This is a genomic window from Kordiimonas marina (assembly GCF_023006325.1).
Lineage (GTDB): Bacteria > Pseudomonadota > Alphaproteobacteria > Sphingomonadales > Kordiimonadaceae > Kordiimonas > Kordiimonas marina.
This window is the reverse complement of the sequence record NZ_JAINDF010000001.1, coordinates 339,891-361,171: the sequence shown is the minus strand read 5'-3', so window position 1 is coordinate 361,171 and position 21,281 is coordinate 339,891. Positions and strand designations below refer to the sequence as shown.

Annotated in this window: 20 protein-coding genes; 18 read left to right on the top strand and 2 right to left on the bottom strand. The window is 59.1% G+C overall.

Going from position 1 to position 21,281, the window contains the following annotated elements:
* Positions 1 to 3: 3 nt before the first annotated feature.
* Positions 4 to 1,404 carry a vanillate/3-O-methylgallate O-demethylase gene (gene ligM, locus K6118_RS01665; protein ID WP_247118404.1) on the bottom strand — a complete coding sequence of 467 codons (1,401 nt, stop codon included), beginning with the start codon at positions 1,402 to 1,404 and terminating at the stop codon, positions 4 to 6.
* 185 nt (positions 1,405 to 1,589) lie between these two features.
* On the opposite strand from ligM, the gene purU reads away from it, so the two are divergent.
* Positions 1,590 to 2,438 carry a formyltetrahydrofolate deformylase gene (gene purU, locus K6118_RS01660; RefSeq protein ID WP_247118403.1) on the top strand — a complete coding sequence of 283 codons (849 nt, stop codon included), beginning with the start codon at positions 1,590 to 1,592 and terminating at the stop codon, positions 2,436 to 2,438.
* Between the two features lie 21 nt (positions 2,439 to 2,459).
* On the opposite strand, the gene K6118_RS01655 is transcribed toward purU, so the two are convergent.
* Positions 2,460 to 3,218, bottom strand: coding sequence for a GntR family transcriptional regulator (locus K6118_RS01655; RefSeq protein ID WP_247118402.1), 759 nt, complete (start codon positions 3,216 to 3,218; stop codon positions 2,460 to 2,462).
* A gap of 326 nt (positions 3,219 to 3,544) precedes the next feature.
* Between K6118_RS01655 and K6118_RS01650 the strand changes: the two genes are divergently transcribed.
* The 17 genes from K6118_RS01650 to ccoP all read left to right on the top strand — a co-directional run bounded on the left by K6118_RS01650 (position 3,545) and on the right by ccoP (position 21,276).
* A complete protein-coding gene (locus K6118_RS01650; protein WP_247118401.1) occupies positions 3,545 to 4,684 on the top strand; it encodes a LysR family transcriptional regulator in 1,140 nt (379 codons plus the stop codon).
* A gap of 310 nt (positions 4,685 to 4,994) precedes the next feature.
* Positions 4,995 to 5,936, top strand: coding sequence for a Gfo/Idh/MocA family oxidoreductase (locus tag K6118_RS01645; RefSeq protein WP_247118400.1), 942 nt, complete (start codon positions 4,995 to 4,997; stop codon positions 5,934 to 5,936).
* Complete coding sequence (pobA, locus tag K6118_RS01640; protein WP_247118398.1) at positions 5,933 to 7,102, top strand: 4-hydroxybenzoate 3-monooxygenase; 1,170 nt, start codon at positions 5,933 to 5,935, stop codon at positions 7,100 to 7,102. Before K6118_RS01645 ends, pobA begins: the two co-directional genes overlap by 4 nt.
* Positions 7,099 to 8,094, top strand: coding sequence for an aldo/keto reductase (locus K6118_RS01635; protein WP_247118395.1), 996 nt, complete (start codon positions 7,099 to 7,101; stop codon positions 8,092 to 8,094). The genes pobA and K6118_RS01635 overlap by 4 nt, the downstream gene beginning before the upstream one ends.
* Positions 8,095 to 8,151: 57 nt before the next feature.
* A complete protein-coding gene (locus tag K6118_RS01630; RefSeq protein ID WP_247118394.1) occupies positions 8,152 to 8,850 on the top strand; it encodes a 4-carboxy-4-hydroxy-2-oxoadipate aldolase/oxaloacetate decarboxylase in 699 nt (232 codons plus the stop codon).
* Positions 8,851 to 8,854: 4 nt separating this feature from the next.
* Positions 8,855 to 9,946: a 4-oxalomesaconate tautomerase gene (locus K6118_RS01625; RefSeq protein ID WP_247118393.1), complete on the top strand. Its 1,092-nt coding sequence runs from the start codon at positions 8,855 to 8,857 to the stop codon at positions 9,944 to 9,946.
* Entirely contained in the window at positions 9,943 to 10,845 is a 903-nt protein-coding gene (locus tag K6118_RS01620; protein ID WP_247118392.1) for an NAD(P)-dependent oxidoreductase, read from the top strand. The genes K6118_RS01625 and K6118_RS01620 overlap by 4 nt, the downstream gene beginning before the upstream one ends.
* The gene (locus K6118_RS01615; RefSeq protein WP_247118390.1) at positions 10,842 to 11,864 is read left to right on the top strand and encodes an amidohydrolase family protein; all 1,023 of its coding nucleotides are present in this window, start codon (positions 10,842 to 10,844) and stop codon (positions 11,862 to 11,864) included. The genes K6118_RS01620 and K6118_RS01615 overlap by 4 nt, the downstream gene beginning before the upstream one ends.
* Positions 11,865 to 11,881: 17 nt before the next feature.
* The gene (locus tag K6118_RS01610; RefSeq protein ID WP_247118388.1) at positions 11,882 to 12,772 is read left to right on the top strand and encodes an amidohydrolase family protein; all 891 of its coding nucleotides are present in this window, start codon (positions 11,882 to 11,884) and stop codon (positions 12,770 to 12,772) included.
* A 249-nt stretch (positions 12,773 to 13,021) separates the two neighbouring features.
* The gene (locus K6118_RS01605) at positions 13,022 to 14,974 is read left to right on the top strand and encodes a CocE/NonD family hydrolase (RefSeq protein ID WP_247118387.1); all 1,953 of its coding nucleotides are present in this window, start codon (positions 13,022 to 13,024) and stop codon (positions 14,972 to 14,974) included.
* Between the two features lie 128 nt (positions 14,975 to 15,102).
* A complete protein-coding gene (locus K6118_RS01600) occupies positions 15,103 to 15,870 on the top strand; it encodes a SapC family protein (RefSeq protein WP_247118386.1) in 768 nt (255 codons plus the stop codon).
* 270 nt (positions 15,871 to 16,140) lie between these two features.
* Complete coding sequence (locus tag K6118_RS01595; RefSeq protein ID WP_247118385.1) at positions 16,141 to 16,407, top strand: Rieske (2Fe-2S) protein; 267 nt, start codon at positions 16,141 to 16,143, stop codon at positions 16,405 to 16,407.
* Positions 16,408 to 17,330: 923 nt separating this feature from the next.
* On the top strand, positions 17,331 to 18,065 hold the full coding sequence (locus K6118_RS01590; RefSeq protein WP_247118384.1) for a sulfite exporter TauE/SafE family protein: 735 nt from the start codon (positions 17,331 to 17,333) through the stop codon (positions 18,063 to 18,065).
* An 11-nt stretch (positions 18,066 to 18,076) separates the two neighbouring features.
* Entirely contained in the window at positions 18,077 to 19,504 is a 1,428-nt protein-coding gene (gene ccoN, locus K6118_RS01585) for a cytochrome-c oxidase, cbb3-type subunit I (RefSeq protein WP_247118382.1), read from the top strand.
* Positions 19,497 to 20,246 carry a cytochrome-c oxidase, cbb3-type subunit II gene (ccoO, locus tag K6118_RS01580; protein WP_247118381.1) on the top strand — a complete coding sequence of 250 codons (750 nt, stop codon included), beginning with the start codon at positions 19,497 to 19,499 and terminating at the stop codon, positions 20,244 to 20,246. Before ccoN ends, ccoO begins: the two co-directional genes overlap by 8 nt.
* A complete protein-coding gene (locus K6118_RS01575) occupies positions 20,243 to 20,401 on the top strand; it encodes a cbb3-type cytochrome oxidase subunit 3 (RefSeq protein WP_247118380.1) in 159 nt (52 codons plus the stop codon). The genes ccoO and K6118_RS01575 overlap by 4 nt, the downstream gene beginning before the upstream one ends.
* A complete protein-coding gene (gene ccoP / locus K6118_RS01570; RefSeq protein ID WP_247118379.1) occupies positions 20,398 to 21,276 on the top strand; it encodes a cytochrome-c oxidase, cbb3-type subunit III in 879 nt (292 codons plus the stop codon). Before K6118_RS01575 ends, ccoP begins: the two co-directional genes overlap by 4 nt.
* The last annotated feature ends 5 nt before the right edge of the window (positions 21,277 to 21,281 follow it).

Genomic DNA, 21,281 nt, shown 5'->3' with positions numbered 1-21,281 from the left:
TCTTTAGGCGGGCTTTTGCGTACGCCAGCCTTCAGCGTAGGCTTCCCGCGCGTCCTTGGAATAGGGCGTGGGGCTGACGGTTGCCCGGATTTCGATCTGCTTGTGCGCTTCCACCGTGGTTTTGCGGGTGCCGCCATCCGGCTCACCCCACAGTACGGTGACTTCCTGACCCATCTCGACATCGGGGTCGACGGTCGCAAGCGACAGCGCGGTGCGGTCGTTGGCGGTGTAGCCGGTGAACATGGACACGCCGACTGTCTTGCCGCCCAGCTTGACGGCGTCATAGCTGGAAGACGCATAGTTGGCGAGCGGCAGGTCGAAGAATTTGTAGTTTTCCTCGCCGACAAAATAGCTGGCGAACAACTTGGCCATGTCCTCGCCGTTCCAGGCCAGGGTCACCTTGCGGCGCTGGGTCGCGGGGTCCATTTTCTCAAGCGCGTCACGACCGATGAAGTCATGGTCGAACTTGACGAACGGGCCATAGCCCAGCTCGAACGGCGTCAGGTAATAGTCCTCGATATTGTCGGAGACGAAGCTGCCGCCGATGGAGCCCATGGCTTCATAGCAGTTCGCCGGCAGCCACTCACGGTAGGCCTTCATTTCCTCACCGGTATAGACGGCGGGCAGCGGCGACGGAATCCAGCCGGACTCCAGCGTGTTGGTGGCGTAGGTGCGCGATCCAACAAGCGTCAGCCCGAATTCTTCGCCAGCCTTGAGGATGTCATCGCGGACCGCGAGATAGTCTTCGTACGGGCCCCAGATTTCCAGGCCCGGTTCCCCGGCCATGCCATGGCGCAGGGCGCTGACCGTGCGGCCGCCGATATTGATGGTGCCCATATGGAAGAATTTGATCTCCGGCATCGGGCCGCCGTTCAGCTTTTCAATGACCTTCTGGGCGTTAGGGCCCTGAATCTGGAAGCGATAATTTTTCCGGCTGACCGGGCGGCCCATCGGCATGGACGGCGAGCGGTCGTCATAAATGATCTCGACATTATAGCCGCCGGTTTCCGCGTGGAACTGGATCCAGTTGGCGGACGGTGCGCGGCCGACGAACACAAGGTGGTTTTCTTCCAGGTGGAACAGGATGCCGTCACCGATCACGTGGCCGCTGTAGCTGCAGGGCACGAACTGCTTGGCCCGGCCGACCGGGAAATTCTTGAAGGTGTTGATCGCAAGGTCGGATACCAGCTTCACCGCGTCCGGGCCCTTGATGAAAAGGTCAACCATATGGTGGGACTGATCGAAAAGAACCGCCTTGTCCCGCCAGGCCCGCTGTTCGTCCCGCCAGTTCGAGAATTCGGTCGGCACCACCGGATAGACATAGGCGCCGATCTGAGAGTTCCTCAGGCGGTCTACAACATTGCCGCCACCTTGCAGGATGGCTTCGAGATTTTTTGCAGTCATTTTTAGGTCTCCGTTACATCAGGTCAGCCAGATCGGCAATTGCATGCAGTATGTGGAATGTTTTCGCGGTTAGTCCAGAAAAAATTCGCTATTTTGCATGCAATATAAGAAGATTGTGCATTAAATGAGGGAAATATCGTAATCCGCAATAAAAATTGCATGCATTTTCGGATGAGGAGCTGTGAATGAAGACCTACACGCTAGCGCTTTCCTGTGTGGACAAGCCCGGCATCGTCGCCGCCGTGTCGAAGCATCTGTATGACCATGGGGCCAATGTGACCGAGTCCCAGCAATTTGAGGACAGCGAGACCGGCAATTTCTTCATGCGGGTTGTCTTCAGGCTTGGGGACGCGGACGGCGCGGGCCTGAGGGCCGGGTTCCAGCCGGTCGCCGACAAGTTCGGCATGTCATGGAGGCTGATTGACCAGGCGCAGCCCAAGAATGTGCTGATTATGGTGTCCAAGTTCGACCATTGCCTTGGGGACCTGCTCTACCGCATGCGAATCGGTGAGTTGGACATGAATGTGGTCGCCATTGTCTCCAACCATCCGAAAGAGGCCCTGAATATCAGCCTCATTGGCGATATCCCCTACCATTACCTGCCGGTGACCAAGGATACCAAGGCGGAGCAGGAAGCGGCGGTGAAGAAGCTGATCACCGACTATGACGTCGATCTGGTTCTGCTCGCGCGTTACATGCAAATTCTGTCGGATGATTTCTCGGCGTTCCTGTCCGGGCGCTGCATTAACATCCACCATAGTTTCCTGCCGGGCTTCAAAGGCGCGAAGCCCTATCACCAGGCCTATGAGCGTGGGGTCAAGATGATCGGGGCGACTGCGCATTTCGTCACTGCCGACCTGGATGAAGGGCCGATCATCGCCCAGGATGTGGAGCCGATCAGCCATGCGGACAAGCCGGATGATCTGGTGCGCAAAGGCCGGGATATCGAGCGGCGGGTTTTCGCCCGCGCCGTGCGCTGGTATCTGGAAGACAGAATCCTCGTCAACAACCACAAGACGGTTGTCTTCTCCTGACGGGAAAGGCCGGTCCGCCCGTTACGGCGTGCGGACGAGGGTCGAGCCCGGAATTTGCTGGAAAACGTCTTCCTGCTGCATGGCTTCCCGGAGGTTGGCGGCAGCCAGCATCGCGTGTTCAAGCGTGACGGAATAGGCGCGGCCGCTGTCGCCTCGCCTGATCGCTTCCACGATCATGCGGTGCTGGTGCTGGGCATGGAACAGTATGTCATATTTCTTGTCGATATCGTCATGAACCCTGACGAAGGCATTGGGCGACGCGAACGGCAGCGCGGCGACATGGTCGAGCGTGCGCTCAAGCAGCGGGCAATCGGCCATGCGCAGCATCTCGTCATGGAACTGGCGGTTGAGGTCGGTGTATTTTTCGAACAGGTCCGGTTCGTTGGTGCGGTTGCCGATCAGCGTATCAAGGTCACGGCAGATGCGCTCCAGCTCTTTCGTGCTGTCTTCATCCGTCACCTTCTGGGCAGCCATTTTGGCGGCTGTTCCCTCAAGCGTTCCCCTGAGTTCGATGGCGTCGAAGATGTCCTTCACCGAAAAGTCCTGGACGACGAAGCCGCCGCGCGGCAGTGGCTTGAGGATGCCCTCGTAGGCCAGTTGCCCGAGCGCCAGCCGTGCAGGCGTGCGGGAAATTCCCGTCAGCTCCGCCACTGAAAGCTCAGAAATCCGTTGTCCGGGCTTATATTTCCCCTGGATCACCAGGTCCCGGATGATCTCGGTCGCCTTCTGTTTCTGGCGTGAACGGGGCTTGTGTTTTGCTGAGGGGGTCGGGTCGGTCATGGGATTTTGCATGCAATACTCATAATTTCTGAACCTGGCTAAGCGGCGCCACTGAAAACAATGGTGCCGCGGAGCCTATCTATAAGCATATGGCAAAAAAGAACAAAAACACCACTAATTTTGAAGGAAAGGCTGTGGTCTTGGGTAGCCTTTGGTCAGGCTATGTCTGAAAAAGCATGCAGTTTAGTGAAAGACTGCCTTGGGAAGGCCTCTGATGGCTTAAGCCGGCCTGAGACTGTCGGTCCCGGTTTCTTGTGGATATTGATGTCGAACAGACGGGCTGTGCAAGTTATAATTTTTTGCTAATAAAGGGTATGAAATTATGGATGCCCAATATACGCCACCTGCGCGCCTTTGTTGCCATTGCCCGGCATGAAAGTGTCAGCCGGGCCGCGCAGGCCGTCAATCTGACCCAGCCGGCTGTCACCCAGGGCATTGCCAAGCTGGAGCGTCAGTTGGACACGGCGCTGTTCTCGCGGCGTGCGGACGGGATGGACACCACCGAAGCCGCCCGGGTGATTCTGCCGCGTGTTGAGACAGTGCTGGAACTTATCGGGTCCTCCCGGGTGACATCGGCGCAGATGCGGGCACTGGTCGTGCTGGCCCGGACCGGCGGCTATGCGGCGGCAAGCCAACGCTCGGGGCTGGCGGAAGCCTCTCTTCACCGCGCCATAGCAGACCTTTCACTGGCGCTCAGTGAGAAGCTGGTTGAACGGCGCGGGCGCGGCATCATGCTGACTGACCGTGGCCTGGCCAAAGCGCGCGCCTACCGTCTTGCTTATGCCGAAATGGCATCGGCCCTGTCGGAGCTTGATGCCCTCAAGGGGCGTGAAACCGGCCGCATTGCTATTGGTGCGATGCCGCTCTGCCGCGCGCGCTTGCTGCCGACGGCGCTTGCCGCCTTTCATGCCCAATATCCGAATGTCGATATTGTCATCGCCGAAGGGTCTTACAGTGAGCTGATTGGCCCGCTTAGGGATGGTGAGTTGGACCTGACCATTGGTGCCCTGCGCGACCCGGCAACCCTCCGGGACCTGAAACAGGAATCCCTGTTCATCGACCGGCCGGTTATCTTTGGCAGGGCCAATCATCCGCTACTTGACGGAAACCCGACCATTTCGGAGCTGAAGAATTTTCCCTGGATCGTGCCGGCCCCCGGGGTTCCCTTGCGTATGCACTGGGAAGAGATGTTCGCGCAAGCAGGGCTGACGCCGCCCCATGTCCCGATTGAATGCGGGTCGGTCATCACCATACGCCAGCTTCTGCTGACGGGGGATTTCCTGACGATTCTTTCGCCTGACCAAGTGGCGGTGGAGCTGGAAGCCGGCTTGCTGGCAAAGGTGTGTGATCCTCCTGAGCCGATCAGCCGGACCATCGGGGTGGTAACCCGGGCCGCTTGGACGCCGACGCCAAGCCAGCATGCCTTTCTTGATATTTTGCATCAGTCCGCTGATAAGAATTCGTAATATCTTATAAGAAGTCCGGCATTCCGATTGGCCTAGCTGCCTCCTGCGTGGCTATGATCCGGGCATGGCGACATGTCGCACCGGTCGGGAAGGGACGGCAGGCGCCGCCAGATTCAAGGTTCGCGTGCCAGTCATCTACAGGAAGTGAATATCTGTTTCTCGGCTAGCGGACCACGGACTCGATGCACCGCTTATTATGCGCAGTGCCCCAGGAAGGGCGCGCGTGAGCGGCATCGGTATTACCATGTTCCGGCCAGCAACACCGCTGTTGGCCATATCGTTCTAGAGCCTGAGACAGGAGACAGAAATCATGAGAATTGCACTCGCGGGCGCTGGCGCCTTTGGTGAAAAGCACCTGAATGGTCTGCAGAATATCGACGGCGTAACGGTTACTTCGCTGGTGGGGCGGACCCTTGAGCCAACCAAGGCAGTGGCTGAAAAATACGGTATCGGCCATGTCACCACGGACCTGGATGAAACGCTGGCGCGGGACGACGTAGACGCTGTAATCCTGTGTACGCCGACCCAGATGCATGCTGCACAAGCTATCGCCTGCATGGATGCTGGTAAGCATGTGGAAGTTGAAATCCCGCTGGCTGACAATCTCGCCGATGCCGAAGCGGTCCTTGCGAAATCGGTTGAGACCGGCAAGGTCTGTATGGTCGGTCATACACGCCGCTTCAACCCGAGCCACCAGTATGTTCACAATAAGATTGTGGGCGGTGATCTGAATATCCAGCAGATGGATGTGCAGACCTATTTCTTCCGGCGCAAGAATATCAATGCCAAGGGCGAGCCGCGCAGCTGGACCGACCATCTTCTGTGGCACCATGCTGCCCACACGGTTGACCTGTTCGCTTATCAGGCCGGTGAGATCGTGCAGGCGCAGGCCATCCAGGGGCCGATCCACCCGGAACTGGGCATCGCCATGGACATGTCCATCCAGCTCAAGAGCGTTTCGGGCGCTATCTGCACCTTGTCGCTCAGCTTCAATAATGACGGCCCGCTTGGCACCTTCTTCCGCTACATCTGCGACAATGGCACCTATATCGCCCGCTATGACGACCTGGTGGACGGCTATGAGAAGCCGATCGATGTCACGAAGGTCGATGTTTCCATGAACGGGATCGAGCTGCAGGACCGGGAATTTATCGCCGCCATCCAGGAAGGCCGGCAGCCGAATTCCTCCGTTGAAAGCGTCATGCCCTGCTACCGGGTTCTCGACAAGCTTGAGAAGGATTTACAGTCATGAAAACCGACGTCGCGATCATCGGGGCCGGGCCGTCTGGCCTGTTCCTGGCCAACTTGCTGCACGCCGAAGGCATCGGCGTAACGGTTATCGAGCGGCAATCGAAAGAACATGTGCTGTCCCGTATTCGGGCCGGGGTGTTGGAGGTTATCACAACCGACCTGCTCGACCGGCTTGGCCTTAGTGAGCGCAAGGACCAGGAAGGCCTGGAACACGGCGGTTTCTACCTGGCGCGGGATGAGCACCTGATCCATATCGACCTTAAGCGGCTGACCGGCAAGTGCGTCACGGTTTACGGCCAGACGGAAGTCGAGCGCGACCTGATTGACCTGGCCGAGAAGGAAGGCGTCAATATTGTCTGGAGCGCATCGGACGTCGCCTTGCATGATGTGGATGGGGCCGCGCCTTCGGTTAGCTTCACTTCTGACGGCACGGAACAGACCCTTACGGCTAAGTTTATCGCTGGTTGCGATGGCTACCACGGCCCCAGCCGTCAGGCGATCCCCGCCGCGTGCGGGGCTGGCTTTGAGCGGGTCTATCCCTTCGGGTGGCTGGGCATCCTCGCCGATGTTGCCCCGTGTAACGATGAACTGATTTACGCCAGCCACACCAATGGCTTTGCGCTTGCCTCCATGCGCTCTCCATCCCGGTCACGATACTATCTCCAGGTGCCGCTTGATGAGGATATCAATGCCTGGTCCGATGACCGCATCTGGGATGAGCTGGCTGTCAGGCTGGGGGCGGAGGTCGCGGCCAACATGGAGTGTGGCCCTTCGATCGAGAAGTCAATCGCGCCGCTCAGGTCCTTCGTGTTTGAGCCCATGCGCTACGGCAACCTATTCCTGGCCGGGGATGCGGCGCACATCGTGCCGCCCACCGGCGCGAAGGGGCTGAACCTGGCCGCGTCCGACGTGACCTATCTCTCCGATGCCCTGATCGGCTATTTCCGGAACGGCAATGAAGCCGGTCTCAAGGCCTATTCGGAGAAGGCGCTCGCCCGCGTGTGGAAATCCGAACGCTTCAGCTGGTACCTGACCAACCTGATGCACCGGTTCCCGGACAGTGGGGCTTTTGAAAAGCGCATGCAGGATGCTGAGCTGGACTATATCGCTTCGTCCGAGGCAGCCCAGAAGGTTATTGCCGAAAACTATATAGGGCTGCCGTTATGAAACCGGGCTACCGCGCCATCGGCGCCCATAAACTGAACCCTATTGGCCTTGGGGCCATGAACCTTAGCCATGCTTACGGCGTGCCGCCGGAGGAGGGGGAGGCCATCCGGCTTCTCAATGAGGCGTTGGACCAAGGTTACACCCATCTGGATACGGCCCAGCTTTATGGGGCCGGGGCAAACGAAGCCCTGGTTGGGAAGGCTGTCTCGCACCGCCGGGATGAGTTTTTCCTGGCCTCGAAAGTCGGCATCATCATCGAGGACGGTAAGCGCCGGATCGACGGCAGGCCGGAAACGGTGAAAAAGGCGGTCGATGTCAGCCTGCAGCGCCTGAAGACCGACCATATCAATCTCTATTATCTGCACCGGCGGGATTTCACCGTGCCGATTGAGGAGACCGTCGGGGCTTTCAAGGACGCCATAGACGCCGGCAAGATCGGCGGGTACGGCCTTAGCGAAGTCTCCGTCGATACGCTGACGCGGGCCTGGAATGAACACCCGATGCTGGCCTTGCAGAATGAATATTCGCCCTGGACCCGCAATGTGGAGCTGGGCGTTCTGGCGGCCTGTGAAAAACTGGGGGTCGCGCTTGTGTCCTATTCGCCACTCGCCCGTGGGGTTCTGGCGAACGGGGTGGATGACCCCAAAGGTTTTGCCCCGAAAGATATCCGGACGAACATGCCGCGCTTCAACGCGGAAAACTGGCCGGTGAACCACAAGCTGGCGCTGGCCTTCAACCAGATCGCGGCCGAGCATGATGTGACCCCGGCCCAGCTGTGTCTTGCCTGGCTGCTGTCGCGCAGTCCTGTCGTTCATGCCATCCCCGGCACGTCGAACCGGGACCATATGAAGGAAAATATCGCACGGTGGGATTGGACGATCCCGGCGGAAGCCGCGAGCCGGATTGATGCTTTGATCAATCATGACACGGTTGCGGGCCACCGCTATCCGGAGCCGGTCCGCCCGACCATCGATACCGAAGATTTTGATTAGAAAGCTTTTGACTAGACTGGGCACGTGGGCCCGGCCCAAGGCAATTGGGAGATGACAATGAATGTAGTGGTGACAAACATCAAACGGACGGACCAGGCGCTCATCCAGCAGTATCTGGATAATGATCTCGGCGTGGCGACTGTTCATGAGGCCCAGGGCCGCAAAGGCCTGCTGGCCAGCCATATGCGCCCTATCTATTCGGGTGGTTTTATCGCCGGGAATGCGGTGACCATCAGCGCCGCCCCGTGCGATAACTGGATGATCCATGTGGCGGTGGAGCAGTGCCAGCCGGGTGATATTCTCGTGCTTGCGCCGACTTCGCCCTCCAATGCCGGTTATTTCGGGGACCTGCTCGCCACCTCGCTGATGGCGCGCGGCGTGCGCGGGCTGGTGATTGACGCTGGTGTCCGGGACACCCGCGATCTGAAGCAAATGGGTTTTCCTGTCTGGTCCGCCGCCGTGTTCTCACAAGGAACGGTCAAGGAAACCCTGGGCAGCGTGAATGTGCCCGTGGTCTGCGCCGGGCAACTGGTTAACCCAGGGGACCTGGTGATCGCGGATGACGACGGTGTCGTTGTCGTCGCCCGGGAAGAGGCTGAGGCCGTTCTCGAAAAAGGAAAAGCCCGCATCGCCAATGAGGAGAGCAAACGCAAACGGCTCGCCGCCGGGGAGCTGGGGCTCGATATCTACAATATGCGGGAACGTCTGGCTGAAAAGGGGCTGACCTATATCGATCAGGCCGACTGGAAGGGCTAAGCCGATGCTGCGGTCTTTTAAAGCCACCTTGATGCGCGGGGGCACGTCTAAGGGTCTCTTTATCCACCGGGATGAACTTCCGGCTGATGCGGACCGGCGCAACCAGGTGCTGCTGGCCGCCATGGGCTCGCCCGACAAGCGCCAGATCAACGGTGTGGGCGGCGCTCATCCGCTGACCAGCAAGGTTGCTGTTGTCTCCGCCTCGGAAGAAGACGGGATCGATGTTGAGTATCTGTTCCTGCAGGTGGTGGTGGATAAGCCCGAGGTATCGGATGGCCAGAACTGCGGCAACATGTTGGCCGGTGTCGGCCCGTGGGCCATTGAAAACGGTTTGGTGACGGCGGTTGAGGGCACCACGCCCGTGACCATCAAAATGGTCAATACCGGGTCGGTGGCCACGGCCCATGTGCCGGTCAAGGACGGGCAGGTCGTCTATGAGGGCGACTGCTTCATCTCCGGCGTGCCGACGCCCGCCGCCCCGATCCCGATCGATTTTGCCGATGTCGCGGGGGCGTCCTGCGGCGCGCTGTTGCCGACAGGGAATGTCATCGACACCTTCGAAGGTGTCGAGGTGACCTGCATCGACAACGGCATGCCTGTGGTTGTTTTGCGCGCGGAGGACTTCGGCCTTGAGGGCACGGAAAGCCCGGCTGAGCTGGAAGCCAATGATGCGCTTCGGCAAAAGGTTGAGGCCATCCGCCTGAAGGCGGGCGTGGCGATGAACCTGGGGGATGTGACCCACGCTACCGTGCCGAAAATGTCCCTGGTTTCCCGTCCGCAACAGGGTGGCTTCCTCAACAGCCGCACGTTCATCCCGCACCGGGTTCATGATGCCATCGGCGTTCTGGGGGCGGTGAGTGTTGCGTCGGCTGCCGTCATCGAAGGGTCTGTCGCATGGCCGCTCGCGGACCAGAGCAAGGTCGGCGCTGGCGGGCTGGATATCGAACACCCCACCGGCTTTTTCTCGGTCGATGTCGATATAAGGCGGACGGACACGGGCTATGAGGCCCGCAAGTCAGCCCTGATACGGACGGCGATGAAGCTTATGCAGGGTGAGGTTTTCGTGCCCGCCCACCTGTTCGGAGACACAGTATGACCGCGGTTGCGCTTATCGGCTTCGGTGAGGTTGGCCAAACCCTGGCGGAAGATTTTCTGGCCTCAGGGTCCGTCAGCGTTGCGGCCTGGGATATAAAATTCCCTGACGCGGACAGCATTCCGTCCAGGGCCCTCAAGCGGCTGAGCGGCGTGAAAGGCTGCGGGTCCGCGTCCGACGCCGTGAAGGATGCCGATATCGTCATCAGCGCCGTAACCGCGGCTGAAACCGGCACGGCGGCGAAAAGTGCGGTGGGCCATATGCTGGAAGGTGTATGGTTCGCCGATCTCAACAGTGCCTCGCCCGAAACCAAGCGGCAGGCTGCGGTGGCCGTGAACGGGAGCGGCGCCCGCTATGTCGAGACCTCCGTCATGTCGCCCATCGGCCCGAAACGTCTGCAGTCTCCCATGCTGGTGAGCGGGGACTATGCCAAAGCCTTTGTGGATGTTGCCCACGGGGTCGGCATGACAGGCGTTTCCTTCTTCGCGGATACATACGGCCGGGCATCTGCCGCCAAAATGTGCCGCAGCGTCATGGTGAAAGGGGTTGAGGCCTTGATTACCGAATCGCTGACGGCGGCCCATCATTACGGCGTGGAAGATACGGTCGTCAAATCGCTGAGCGACCTGTTCCCCGGCCTCGATTGGCAGGAGCTGTCCACCTACATGATGTCGCGGGCGCTGATCCACGGCAAACGCCGCGCCGAAGAAATGCGGGAGGTGGCAAAAACGGTCGCGGATGCCGGTCTTGAGCCGCTTCTGAGCGCCGCCACCGCCGAACGGCAGGACTGGTCGGCATCGCTCCATATCGATCCGGCAGGCATGGACCTGTCAGCCCTCCTTGAAACTATTTCCACCAAAAACGCTGCCCATAAAGCGACCAAGAAAGAAGGTGCCTCATGATTATCGATTGTCACGGCCATCAGACCATCGTCCCACAACCGCATCTGGACTATCGTGAAGCGCAGAAGGCCCGGCTGAAGGACCCGAGCCTGCCCGTGCCGCCGCGCCCGGACATGAGCGACGATGAAATCCGCGAAGGCATTGAGGCCAACCAGCTGAAGCTCCTGAAGGAGCGCGGCCACGATATGACCATCTTCTCGCCGCGGGCCTCACGCATGGAACCTCATGTCGGCGATGCCCAGACCTCGCTTGACTGGTCGGTCGCCTGCAATGACCTGATCCGCCGCGTGATGGACCTTTACCCGGATACCTTCATCGGGGTTTGCCAGTTGCCGCAAACGCCGGGCGGAACCATGGAGAATTCGGTCCAGGAGCTGGAGCGCTGCGTGACAGAGCTTGGCTTCGTCGGCTGTAACCTGAACCCGGATCCCTCAGGCGGGCACTGGAACAGCCCGCCTCTTACGGACCGTTACTGGTATCCCTTCTATGAGAAGATGGTGGAGCTGCAGGTGCCGGCCATGATCCATGTGTCCGGGTCGTGCAACCCCGCCTTCCATGCGACGGGGTCCTATTATATCGCGGCGGATACCAACGCCTTCATGCAGTTCCTGCAGGGCGACCTGTTCAAGGATTTCCCCGACCTCAAGTTCATCATTCCCCACGGTGGCGGCGCTGTGCCTTACCACTGGGGGCGTTACCGGGGGCTCGCCGACATGCTGAAAAAGCCGGACCTGGCTGAGCATGTGATGAAGAACATCTATTTCGATACCTGCGTCTATCATCAGCCCGGTATCGACCTTTTGTTCGATGTGATCGACATCAAAAATATTCTGTTCGGGTCAGAGATGGTTGGCGCTGTGCGGGGCATTGACCCGCAAACCGGGCATTATTTTGATGATACCCGCCGGTATGTGGATGCGCTCAACCTGTCGGACGAGGACAAGTATAATATCTATGAAGGCAACGCCCGCCGTGTCTATCCGCGGCTGGATGCCTATCTCAAATCGGTCGGTAAATAAGGCAGGCGGAATCTGACATGGCTAAATTCGAGAAAACCGAAGGCTGGCTGGATTGGTGCCCCAACCCGACCAAGCCGTCCTACCGTCCGTCTGAAGGCGCGGTTGATGCCCACTGCCACGTGTTCGGCCCCGGCGACCAGTTCCCGTTCGCGCCGGAACGGAAATACACGCCCTGTGACGCGTCGAAAGACCAGTTATGGCATCTGCGTGATTTTCTGGGTTTTTCCCGCAATGTGATCGTGCAGGCCACCTGCCATGGGGCTGATAACAGCGCCCTCGTTGATGCGCTTCAGCATTCAAACGGTCGCGCCCGCGGCGTGGCCACCGTGCGGCCGGATGTGACGGACGCGGAGCTCGATGCACTAAATAGCGCCGGCGTCCGGGGTGTGCGCTTCAATTTCGTCAAGCGGCTGGTCGATACGCCGCCGATCGGGCCACTGATGGAAATCGCGCACCGTATCAAGCGTCTTGGCTGGCACATCGTGATCTATTTCGAAGCGGCGGACTTGACGGAATATTATGATTTCTTCGCCTCCCTGCCCACGGATGTGGTGGTCGACCATATGGGCCGCCCGGATGTGAGCAAGCCGGTGGACGGGCCGGATTTCGCCCTGTTCCTCAAGCTGATGCGCGAGAATGAGAATTTCTGGTGCAAGGTCACCTGCCCGGAACGGCTGACCGTAACCGGCCACCCGCCGCTTTATGAGGACGTGATTCCGTTCGCTAAAAAGGTTGTGGACCTGTTCCCGGACCGTGTCTTGTGGGGGACCGACTGGCCGCACCCGAACCTGAAATCCCATATGGTGGATGACGGCCATCTCGTCGATATCATTCCCCATATCGCGGATACCGAGGAAAAGCGCAGCAAGCTGCTGGTCGATAACCCCATGCGGCTCTATTGGGGCTAGGGCAATGCTCTGGTTCGCATGAGGCCATGAAGGAACGTGTGGGGCGGTTAACGAAATTTTGAAGCGGCGACGGAAGCTAGCCTTCCAAGCGCTATGCCATGGCTTTGAGCCGTTCGGCCTCATGGGTCAGCCGTGAGGGCCATGGTGTAGCGCTCGCGCCTGCATTGTATCCGGCGTGTGATTGTGTATTCTACCGCCCATCCGCGGCCGGCCATTCTCGGTGCGGCGCGACATGCAGGAGTATCTTCCATGAAAACCAAATATCTTGCCGCCAGTTCGCGCATCGCGGTGGCAGCCATCATCGGCCTCACGCTGACCGGTTCAGCCGCGTTCGCCGGAACGCAAACCAAGCCGGTCGCCGTGACTCCGATGACCCCCGATGAAGTGGCTTCCTATAATGAGGTGCTGCCGTCGGCTGACTATACCAAGCGCGTGGTGATGATCCCGATGCGCGACGGGGTGAAGCTTTATACCGTCATCGTTGAGAAGAAGGGCGTGAAGAACGCGCCGATCCTTCTCAGCCGCACGCCATATGACGCCAAGTCCTCGGCCCAGCGCACGCACAGCCAGTCGGTCACCGAAATCATGCCGGTGATGGACAAGGAATTCATGGAAGACGGCTATATCCGCGTCTATCAGGACATCCGCGGCATGCATAATTCCGAGGGCGAGTTCGTCATGACCCGCCCGATTATCGGTCACTTCAACAACACCAAGGTCGACGAATCGACCGATGCCTACGACACCATCGACTGGCTGGTGAAGCACCTGAAGGAAAGCAACGGCAAGGTCGGTATCGTTGGGTCGAGCTACCTCGGTTTCACCACGCTGATGGCGGAAATCAATCCGCACCCGGCTTTGAAGGCTGCTGTACCCCAAAGCCCGATGGTCGATACCTGGATCGGCGACGACACCTTCCATAACGGCGCTTTCCGCCAGTCCATGTTCGATTATTCGCTGGAGCAGGGCTACAAGAACGGCGATGCCATCTCAGGCCCTGCTTATGGCGGCGGCGACCAGTATGACATGTATCTGAAAGACGGCTCGGCAGGGGACCATGCCCGCAAGTGGGGGATGGACAAGGCGCCCTTCAACCAGCTTGTGATTGAGAACCCGGCCTATACCAAGGTCTGGTCCGACGTGGCGGTCGACAAATGGTTGGCCGCGCGTCCGCTCACGGTGCCGACCATGTTGGTCGTCGGCCAGTGGGACCAGGAGGACAGCTACGGCGCTCCTGCGGTCTATAAAGCGCTGGAGCCGAAGGACAAGAACAACGACATGGTCAGCCTGGTCATTGGTCCGTGGCGCCATTCGGGCGTGAACCACTATGGTTTCTCACTCGGTGACATGAGCTTCACGGGTGATACCGCGCGCGAATTCCGCGTCAAATATATGAAGCCCTTCTTCGACCATTATCTCAAAGGCGCGCCGGACCCGCACACGCCGCCGGTCTTGACCTATGCCACCGGCGTCAACCATTGGGACGTGTCGCCCAAATGGCCGATGGGCACCATGAAGCCGGTTTATCTTGGCGATAATTTCACTGCGGGCTTCACCGCACCGAAGAAATCAGCCCATGACGATTACGTCTCCGACCCCGCGAAGCCGGTGCCGTTTGTGCCCAGGCCTGTGCATCTGGACGACCGGGAGCAATGGACGACATGGCTTGTGCATGACCAGCGCTTCGTCGATGGCCGGCAGGACGTGCTGACATACGAGACCAAGGTGCTGGATAAGTCGGTCCACATCATGGGTGCGCCGCTCGTCAAGCTGTTCGCGGCGACCTCGGGCACGGACAGTGACTGGGTGGTCAAGCTGATCGACGTCTACCCGGACCAGACCCATGAGAAGCAGCCAGGCGAACGGCCGAAGATGAAGCCGGGTGAGGAAATCCCGATCGGCATCGAAATTTTCCGCGGGCGTTATGTCCATGGCTTCGCGACCCCGGGGCCGCTCAAGCCGGGTAAGGTGACGGAATTCAAATGGAGCCTGCCGAACGTGGACCACGTGTTCCAGCCGGGCCACAAGATCATGATCCAGGTTCAGTCCTCGCTGTTTCCGCTTTATGACCGCAACCCGCAGACCTATGTGAAGAACATCTTCAACGCCAAGGCGGGTGACTATAAGAAGGCTACGGAGAGCATCTATCATGGCGGCAAGCACGCCAGCGCCGTCTACCTGCCGGTGGTGGACAGCAAATAATCAAAGCGCGGCTTTGTATCCTTGGGGGCGTCTGTCCCCAAGGAAACTGTTGCCTCTGCCGCCCAAGCGGCTAAAAGAAGGGCAGGTGCCGGCAGCCCCGGCAGAACACAAGAATAAGGGAGGGCCATATGGCCAGCGGACTCCAGCCGATCAATACGGCTGAGCATAAAGACGTCAAGGTCAACACCGAGGCCGGGTTCGACCATATCGCGGCAACGCACCTGACGCCGGTCACGATTCATGAATTCGCCGATGTGGCTGCGAATTTCCCCATCGTCTTCCTCAGGGACGGCACCACCGGCAAGATGCGCGCTGTCGCACTGTTCGGCCTGGCGCCGGGTGAAAACCTGTTCGTGCGCGACGGCAAGTGGCTCGCGACCTATATCCCCAACCATATCGGTTGCCTGCCGTTCATTCCAGCCGGGATCGACAGGCCGGGTGAATATGCCATCTGTCTCGATGCCGACAGCCCGCTCGTGGGTGAGGTCGGCCAGCCGCTTTACAATGAAGACGGCAGCGAGAGCGAGTTTCTGGGCCATGTCCGCAAGATGCTTGAGCAGCTTGTCGAGCAGGACAGCATTACCCAGGCTTTCTGTGACACGCTTGACTCGATGGATCTCCTGAAGGAAATCGCCATCCAAATGGCGGATGACAAGAACCAGATGCGGGAACTGAACGGCATCTTTACCCTCAACAGCCAGCGCCTGCATGGGCTGGACGATGAGAAGATGGCCGACCTGCACAAAAAAGGCTTCCTGGGCGGTGCCTATGCCATCAACCATTCCTTTGCCCAGATCAAGCGCCTCTTGCAGATGCGCAACGAAGTGGGGGAAAACCCGATCACCCGCGTGAATGTGCGTGACCTGGATGAAGAAATCGCCGCCAACGCCAAATAGGCTTCAGGCCTGCCTGCGGTGTGCGGGTGCCGAATATAATCACGCAAAAAGGGCTGCCGATATCCGGCGGCCCTTTTTCTATGTGGTTATGAAATTGATCACAAAATAAGCAATGATTAAAAAATAGACGGTAAATCGATTGCATACAGAATGTCATCGAAAGGCATTCTGACCGCTTCTCCTTGAAAAATAATGGAAAAATATGTGAGGTCCGACTGGCACGCCGCTTGCTGGTGAAAGGGCTGAATAGCCATTGTATGGAGGCGGCTCATGAGCGACTGGCGTGTAGTCTACAAACTGCAAGACATCCCTGTGGATGGGTCGCGGCGGGTTGCCACCCCGATGGGCGACATCGCCGTCTGCCGGACGGCCGACGACCGTATCATCGCGGTTGGCGGCGCCGCTGAAGAAGGGCAGCCGTGTGCCCTGGCAGGGGACGGTGGGGCAGACGCCGTGCGTCAGTTCGATGTCCATGTCTCCGATGGCGTAATTTTGCTGAATATGGCCGGTATGGGCCTGACAAGACTGGCGACCTGAAGCTGGTCTGATCGCTTGCCGTTCCTGCTGAGGCTGGGGCGGTCGCTTGTTATTTTGTTGCCGGTGCGGGCGCGAAGATGCAGCCCGCGGGAGTCGGGGGACTCCAAAACCGGCAGGCGGGGACGCTGGCGTTTAGGGAGCAGCGTCCCCCGCGTAACCTTGGGTCTGGAGGGGCGTCTCCAGCACCCGGAGGTGGCGGGCAACCGGGCCGGATGGGGGCATGCACTCGGCCTGGTTGCCCGTATTGTCGCGGGGTTCGACAGACCTGATGAAAAGGGCCTGCCGTCGCGGCACAGAAAGATTTGAAAGATTAGCCGGATAACCCCCAGAAGCCCGGCCCGGCACCATGGATGTTGTAGCCACATCCATGGTGCCGGGCAGCCGTCGGCTTCCAGGGACGACGAGACGCCGGCAACAGGCCATTATCCAGCCCCCACTTAGAGTGTAGAAAAGGCACATCACCGGATGTGTTGTTACGGACCTTTCCTGGCTGCCTCCCTGGTGGCCGGTGAGGGTAGATGCGCTGGTGCCCCTGGCCCTGAAAGAAGCGGGTTTCGCCGCTGTGGGGTGTCCCCGTTTCGGTCATGGGCATCAGTGCGTCTTTCCGTCGCAGGCGAATGGTGAACCGGAGAAAAGGGCGGGGTTCCGGGGCTTTTGGTAAAGCCATTGTCCCGAAGGGGATATCTGTAGTACAATCAAGCAGATAGATATCAAACCTTCCAGTAGTTCCGCGTAGTTTTTTACCGCCGTTCGCTTCGTCAGGGGCGTGCCGGCGTGTCGCTTTGTCCTGAGGTGCGTGGCCCTTCGGCCACAGGTGAGGCATGCTGACGCAAGGGGGCCGCGTTGTTTGACAAATGTCAAAGCGGCAAATACCCGGGTCACTATGTTGAGCTGATAGTTGACCTTTTTGAAAAGACAAGCTTGTGGATTTCTTTGTTCAGCAATGTCAGGCGGCGATAGACGGCAGTGGCAGCATTGTCGTGGCGCTGTTTTTGGCGGGCTTGGTTGCCGGTTTCACGCACTGCGCGGGCATGTGCGGGCCGTTTGTCGTGGCGCAGGTCGCGGCGAAGGGGCCTGCGTGCAGCGGTGAGGGCGGGATGCTGACCCGGCTCAAAGGCGTGGCGCTGCTGCCCTATCATTTTGGCCGCATGACCACCTATGTCGCCATGGGGGCGTTTGCGGGCGCCTTTTCGCAGCTTGTTTACAGTACGCCGTTTGCGCGCGCTGGCGCGGTCACTTTCCTGATGACCGCAGGAATTCTTTTCTTCGTCAATGCCTTGCCGGAATGGAAGCCGAGCTTCCTGCCGGAGACGGGCATTGCCCGCCGCGCAGGCGGCGCTATTGGCCGCTTTGCCCGGCCATTTTTCAAGGAGACCGGGCCGGGGCACCGTTATGTGCTCGGCCTGCTTCTCGGGTTTCTGCCATGTGGGATGCTGTTTGCAGCTCTTATGGCAGTGGCTGCTACGGGGACGCCGACGACAGCGGCGCTCGCCATGGCAGCCTATGCGCTTGGCACCATGCCGGCGCTTTTTCTGGTGGCGGGGGGAAGCCGGTTGGCACTCGCCCGCTATCCTGAAAAGGTTCGCGCCGTCAGTCGGGGGCTTCTGGCCTTCAATGGTGTCGTTTTGTTCGTAATTGCTGGGGGTATGATCTTGTGAGGACTGGGCCAATGGACAAGCCTGAATACAATGACGAGATCGTGAAGAAATTTACGATCGCGACCATATTCTGGGGCATCGCCGGATTTACAGCGGGTGTTTTCATCGCGCTGCAAATGGCGTTTCCCCAACTGAATATCGGCGAATATCTCACCTTCGGGCGGCTGCGGCCGCTGCACACGTCGGCGGTGATTTTCGCTTTTGGCGGGAACGCTTTGTTCGCCACCAGCTATTTCATCGTGCAGCGCACCTGCCGCACGCGGCTGTGGGGTGACGGGTTCGCCAACTTCACCTTCTGGGGCTATCAGGCCTTCATCGTCATGGCGGCGAGCGGATACCTGATGGGGATTACCCAGGCCAAGGAATATGCCGAACCGGAATGGTATGCCGATATCTGGCTGACCATCGTCTGGGTCTGCTATCTCCTGGTGTTCATGATGACGCTGAAGAAGCGCCGGGAGCCGCATATCTATGTGGCCAACTGGTTCTATCTCGCCTTCATCGTGACCGTGGCTGTTCTGCACCTCGGCAACAATATCTCGATCCCGGTCTCGCTGACCTCGACCAAGAGCTATTCGCTGTTCGCGGGGGTTCAGTCGGCGCTGATCCAGTGGTGGTACGGCCACAACGCCGTGGGCTTCTTCCTGACCGCAGGCTTCCTGGGCATGATGTATTATTTCGTGCCGAAACGGGCTGAGCGTCCGGTCTACAGCTACCGCCTGTCGATCCTGCACTTCTGGTCGCTGATCTTCATCTATATCTGGGCCGGTCCGCACCACCTGCACTATACCGCGCTGCCGGACTGGGCGCAGACACTGGGCATGACCTTCTCGATCATGCTGTGGATGCCGTCCTGGGGTGGCATGATCAACGGTATGATGACGCTGTCGGGTGCCTGGCATAAGCTTCGGCAGGACCCGGTTCTCCGCTTCATGATCATTTCGCTGGCTTTCTACGGCATGAGCACGTTTGAAGGTCCGCTGATGTCGATCAAGACGGTGAACGCGCTGAGCCACTATACCGATTGGACCATCGGCCACGTTCACTCCGGTGCGCTTGGTTGGGTTGCCTTCATCAGCTTCGGTGCGCTCTATCACCTCGTGCCGGTTCTGTGGCGGAAGCAGGGCCTGTATTCGATGAGGCTGGTCAACACCCACCTGTGGATCGCGACCATCGGTATCGTGCTTTACATCACCGCGATGTGGGTATCCGGTATCATGCAGGGCCTGATGTGGCGGTCTTACGACAGCATGGGCTTCCTGCAGTACAGCTTCGTCGAAACCGTTATGGCGATGCATCCCTTCTATCTGATCCGGGCACTTGGGGGCATTCTGTTCCTCTCCGGTGCGCTGATCATGGTCTACAACCTCTACAAAACCATCAAGGGCGACAGCGTGCCTGCGCTCGCAGCCGACGTGAAGGAGGCCGCACATGCTTAACAAACATGATGTGATCGAGAAAAACTCGTTCCTGATGCTGATCCTGATCGTTGTCGTTATCTCGATCGGGGGCATTGTCGAGGTTCTGCCTCTCTTCCGTATCGAGACCACGATCGAGCCGATCAAGGGCATTCGTCCCTACACACCGCTCGAACTGGAGGGCAAGAACATCTATATCCGCGAAGGCTGCTATAACTGCCACAGCCAGCAGATCCGTCCGCTTCGGGACGAGGTCGAACGCTATGGCCATTATTCGCTGGCTGCGGAAAGCATGTACGACCACCCGTTCCAGTGGGGCTCCAAACGGACGGGGCCGGACCTCGCCCGCGTCGGCGGAAAATATTCCGACGCATGGCATGTCCAGCACATGATGAACCCGCGCTCTGTTGTGCCGGAATCCATCATGCCGTCCTATGCCCACCTGGCCCATGAAGGCGCTCACCTTGATGAGATTGCCGCCGATATGCGCGCGCTCCGTAAAACCGGCGTGCCCTATACCGACGACATGATCAAGAACGCCTACAAGGATGCGCTGGCCCAGGCCCGTAACGAAAGTGACGACTTCGATGGCCTTCAGGCACGCTATGGCACGCCTTTCGGCCACACGGTGAATGCCCGTAACTTCGACGGTCAGGAAACCACAACGGAACTGGATGCGCTTATCGCTTATCTCCAGGTTCTCGGCACCATGGCGGACTTCAAGGATTATGAGCCCGCCTCTGATGTAGGAGACAAGGAATGATGGACTGGCTGACAAGTCATGAGACAGCAGGCACCATTGGCCTTCTGTTCTTCTTCATAGTCTTTGCTGGTATCGCCATCTGGGCTTACCGCCCCGGCGTCAAGCAAGAGATGGAATCCCATAAATACATTCCTCTTAAAGGGGATGAAGTATGAGCGAACATAACGTTGAAAAAGATGACATCAGCGGTGTTGAGACCACAGGTCATGACTGGGATGGCATCAAGGAACTGAACAACCCGGCCCCGCGCTGGTGGCTTATGGTCTTCTATGTCTGTATCGCCTTCGCGATCGGCTACTGGGTGATCTATCCGGCCTGGCCGACCTTCTCTGGCGACAATGAGAGGGGCGGCACCAAGGGCACCATGGGTTGGACCGAATATAAGCAGCTGAAGGACAGCCAGGCGGAAATTCTCGCCCGCCGGGCCCAGTATCTTGGCCGCTTCGAGAAGGCCAGCTTTTCTCAGATCGAGAATGACGAAGGCCTGCGGGACTTCGCCGTTGCCGGTGGTAAGGCTGCCTTCAAGGACAACTGTGCCACCTGTCATGGGACCGGTGGTGCCGGCGGCAATGGCTATCCGAACCTGAACGATGACGATTGGCTGTGGGGCGGTAAGATCGAAGACATCTACCAAACCATCCGCTTCGGTATCCGCTCGGGCGACGATGAGGCCCGCTTGTCGGAAATGCCGACCTTCGGTGGCATGTTGACGCCGAAGCAAATCTCGGACGTTGCCGACTTTGTTCTCAGCAAAGACAACCCCACCACGCCGACGGCTATTGAGGGTAAGCAGGTGTTTGCGGACAACTGCGCATCCTGCCACGGCGAAAAGGCAACTGGTGGCCGTGAAGTCGGTGCGCCGGACCTTGTTGATGCCATCTGGCTTTATGGCGGCACCAAAGCCGACATCATGGCCCAGGTGACCAAACCGCGTCATGGTGTCATGCCCGCATGGGAACACCGGCTTGACCGGAACACGATCCGCGAGCTTGCCGTTTACGTGCATTCGCTCGGCGGTGGTGAAGAGTAAGGAGT

Excerpts from the sequence above, each read along its gene's own strand:
- ligM (WP_247118404.1), bottom strand. The coding sequence starts at position 1,404 with ATGACTGCAAAAAATCTCGAAGCCATCCTGCAAGGTGGCGGCAATGTT.
- purU (WP_247118403.1), top strand. The coding sequence starts at position 1,590 with ATGAAGACCTACACGCTAGCGCTTTCCTGTGTGGACAAGCCCGGCATC.
- K6118_RS01655 (WP_247118402.1), bottom strand. The coding sequence starts at position 3,218 with ATGACCGACCCGACCCCCTCAGCAAAACACAAGCCCCGTTCACGCCAG.
- K6118_RS01650 (WP_247118401.1), top strand. The coding sequence starts at position 3,545 with ATGCCCAATATACGCCACCTGCGCGCCTTTGTTGCCATTGCCCGGCAT.
- K6118_RS01645 (WP_247118400.1), top strand. The coding sequence starts at position 4,995 with ATGAGAATTGCACTCGCGGGCGCTGGCGCCTTTGGTGAAAAGCACCTG.
- pobA (WP_247118398.1), top strand. The coding sequence starts at position 5,933 with ATGAAAACCGACGTCGCGATCATCGGGGCCGGGCCGTCTGGCCTGTTC.
- K6118_RS01635 (WP_247118395.1), top strand. The coding sequence starts at position 7,099 with ATGAAACCGGGCTACCGCGCCATCGGCGCCCATAAACTGAACCCTATT.
- K6118_RS01630 (WP_247118394.1), top strand. The coding sequence starts at position 8,152 with ATGAATGTAGTGGTGACAAACATCAAACGGACGGACCAGGCGCTCATC.
- K6118_RS01625 (WP_247118393.1), top strand. The coding sequence starts at position 8,855 with ATGCTGCGGTCTTTTAAAGCCACCTTGATGCGCGGGGGCACGTCTAAG.
- K6118_RS01620 (WP_247118392.1), top strand. The coding sequence starts at position 9,943 with ATGACCGCGGTTGCGCTTATCGGCTTCGGTGAGGTTGGCCAAACCCTG.
- K6118_RS01615 (WP_247118390.1), top strand. The coding sequence starts at position 10,842 with ATGATTATCGATTGTCACGGCCATCAGACCATCGTCCCACAACCGCAT.
- K6118_RS01610 (WP_247118388.1), top strand. The coding sequence starts at position 11,882 with ATGGCTAAATTCGAGAAAACCGAAGGCTGGCTGGATTGGTGCCCCAAC.
- K6118_RS01605 (WP_247118387.1), top strand. The coding sequence starts at position 13,022 with ATGAAAACCAAATATCTTGCCGCCAGTTCGCGCATCGCGGTGGCAGCC.
- K6118_RS01600 (WP_247118386.1), top strand. The coding sequence starts at position 15,103 with ATGGCCAGCGGACTCCAGCCGATCAATACGGCTGAGCATAAAGACGTC.
- K6118_RS01595 (WP_247118385.1), top strand. The coding sequence starts at position 16,141 with ATGAGCGACTGGCGTGTAGTCTACAAACTGCAAGACATCCCTGTGGAT.
- ccoN (WP_247118382.1), top strand. The coding sequence starts at position 18,077 with ATGGACAAGCCTGAATACAATGACGAGATCGTGAAGAAATTTACGATC.
- ccoO (WP_247118381.1), top strand. The coding sequence starts at position 19,497 with ATGCTTAACAAACATGATGTGATCGAGAAAAACTCGTTCCTGATGCTG.
- K6118_RS01575 (WP_247118380.1), top strand. The coding sequence starts at position 20,243 with ATGATGGACTGGCTGACAAGTCATGAGACAGCAGGCACCATTGGCCTT.
- ccoP (WP_247118379.1), top strand. The coding sequence starts at position 20,398 with ATGAGCGAACATAACGTTGAAAAAGATGACATCAGCGGTGTTGAGACC.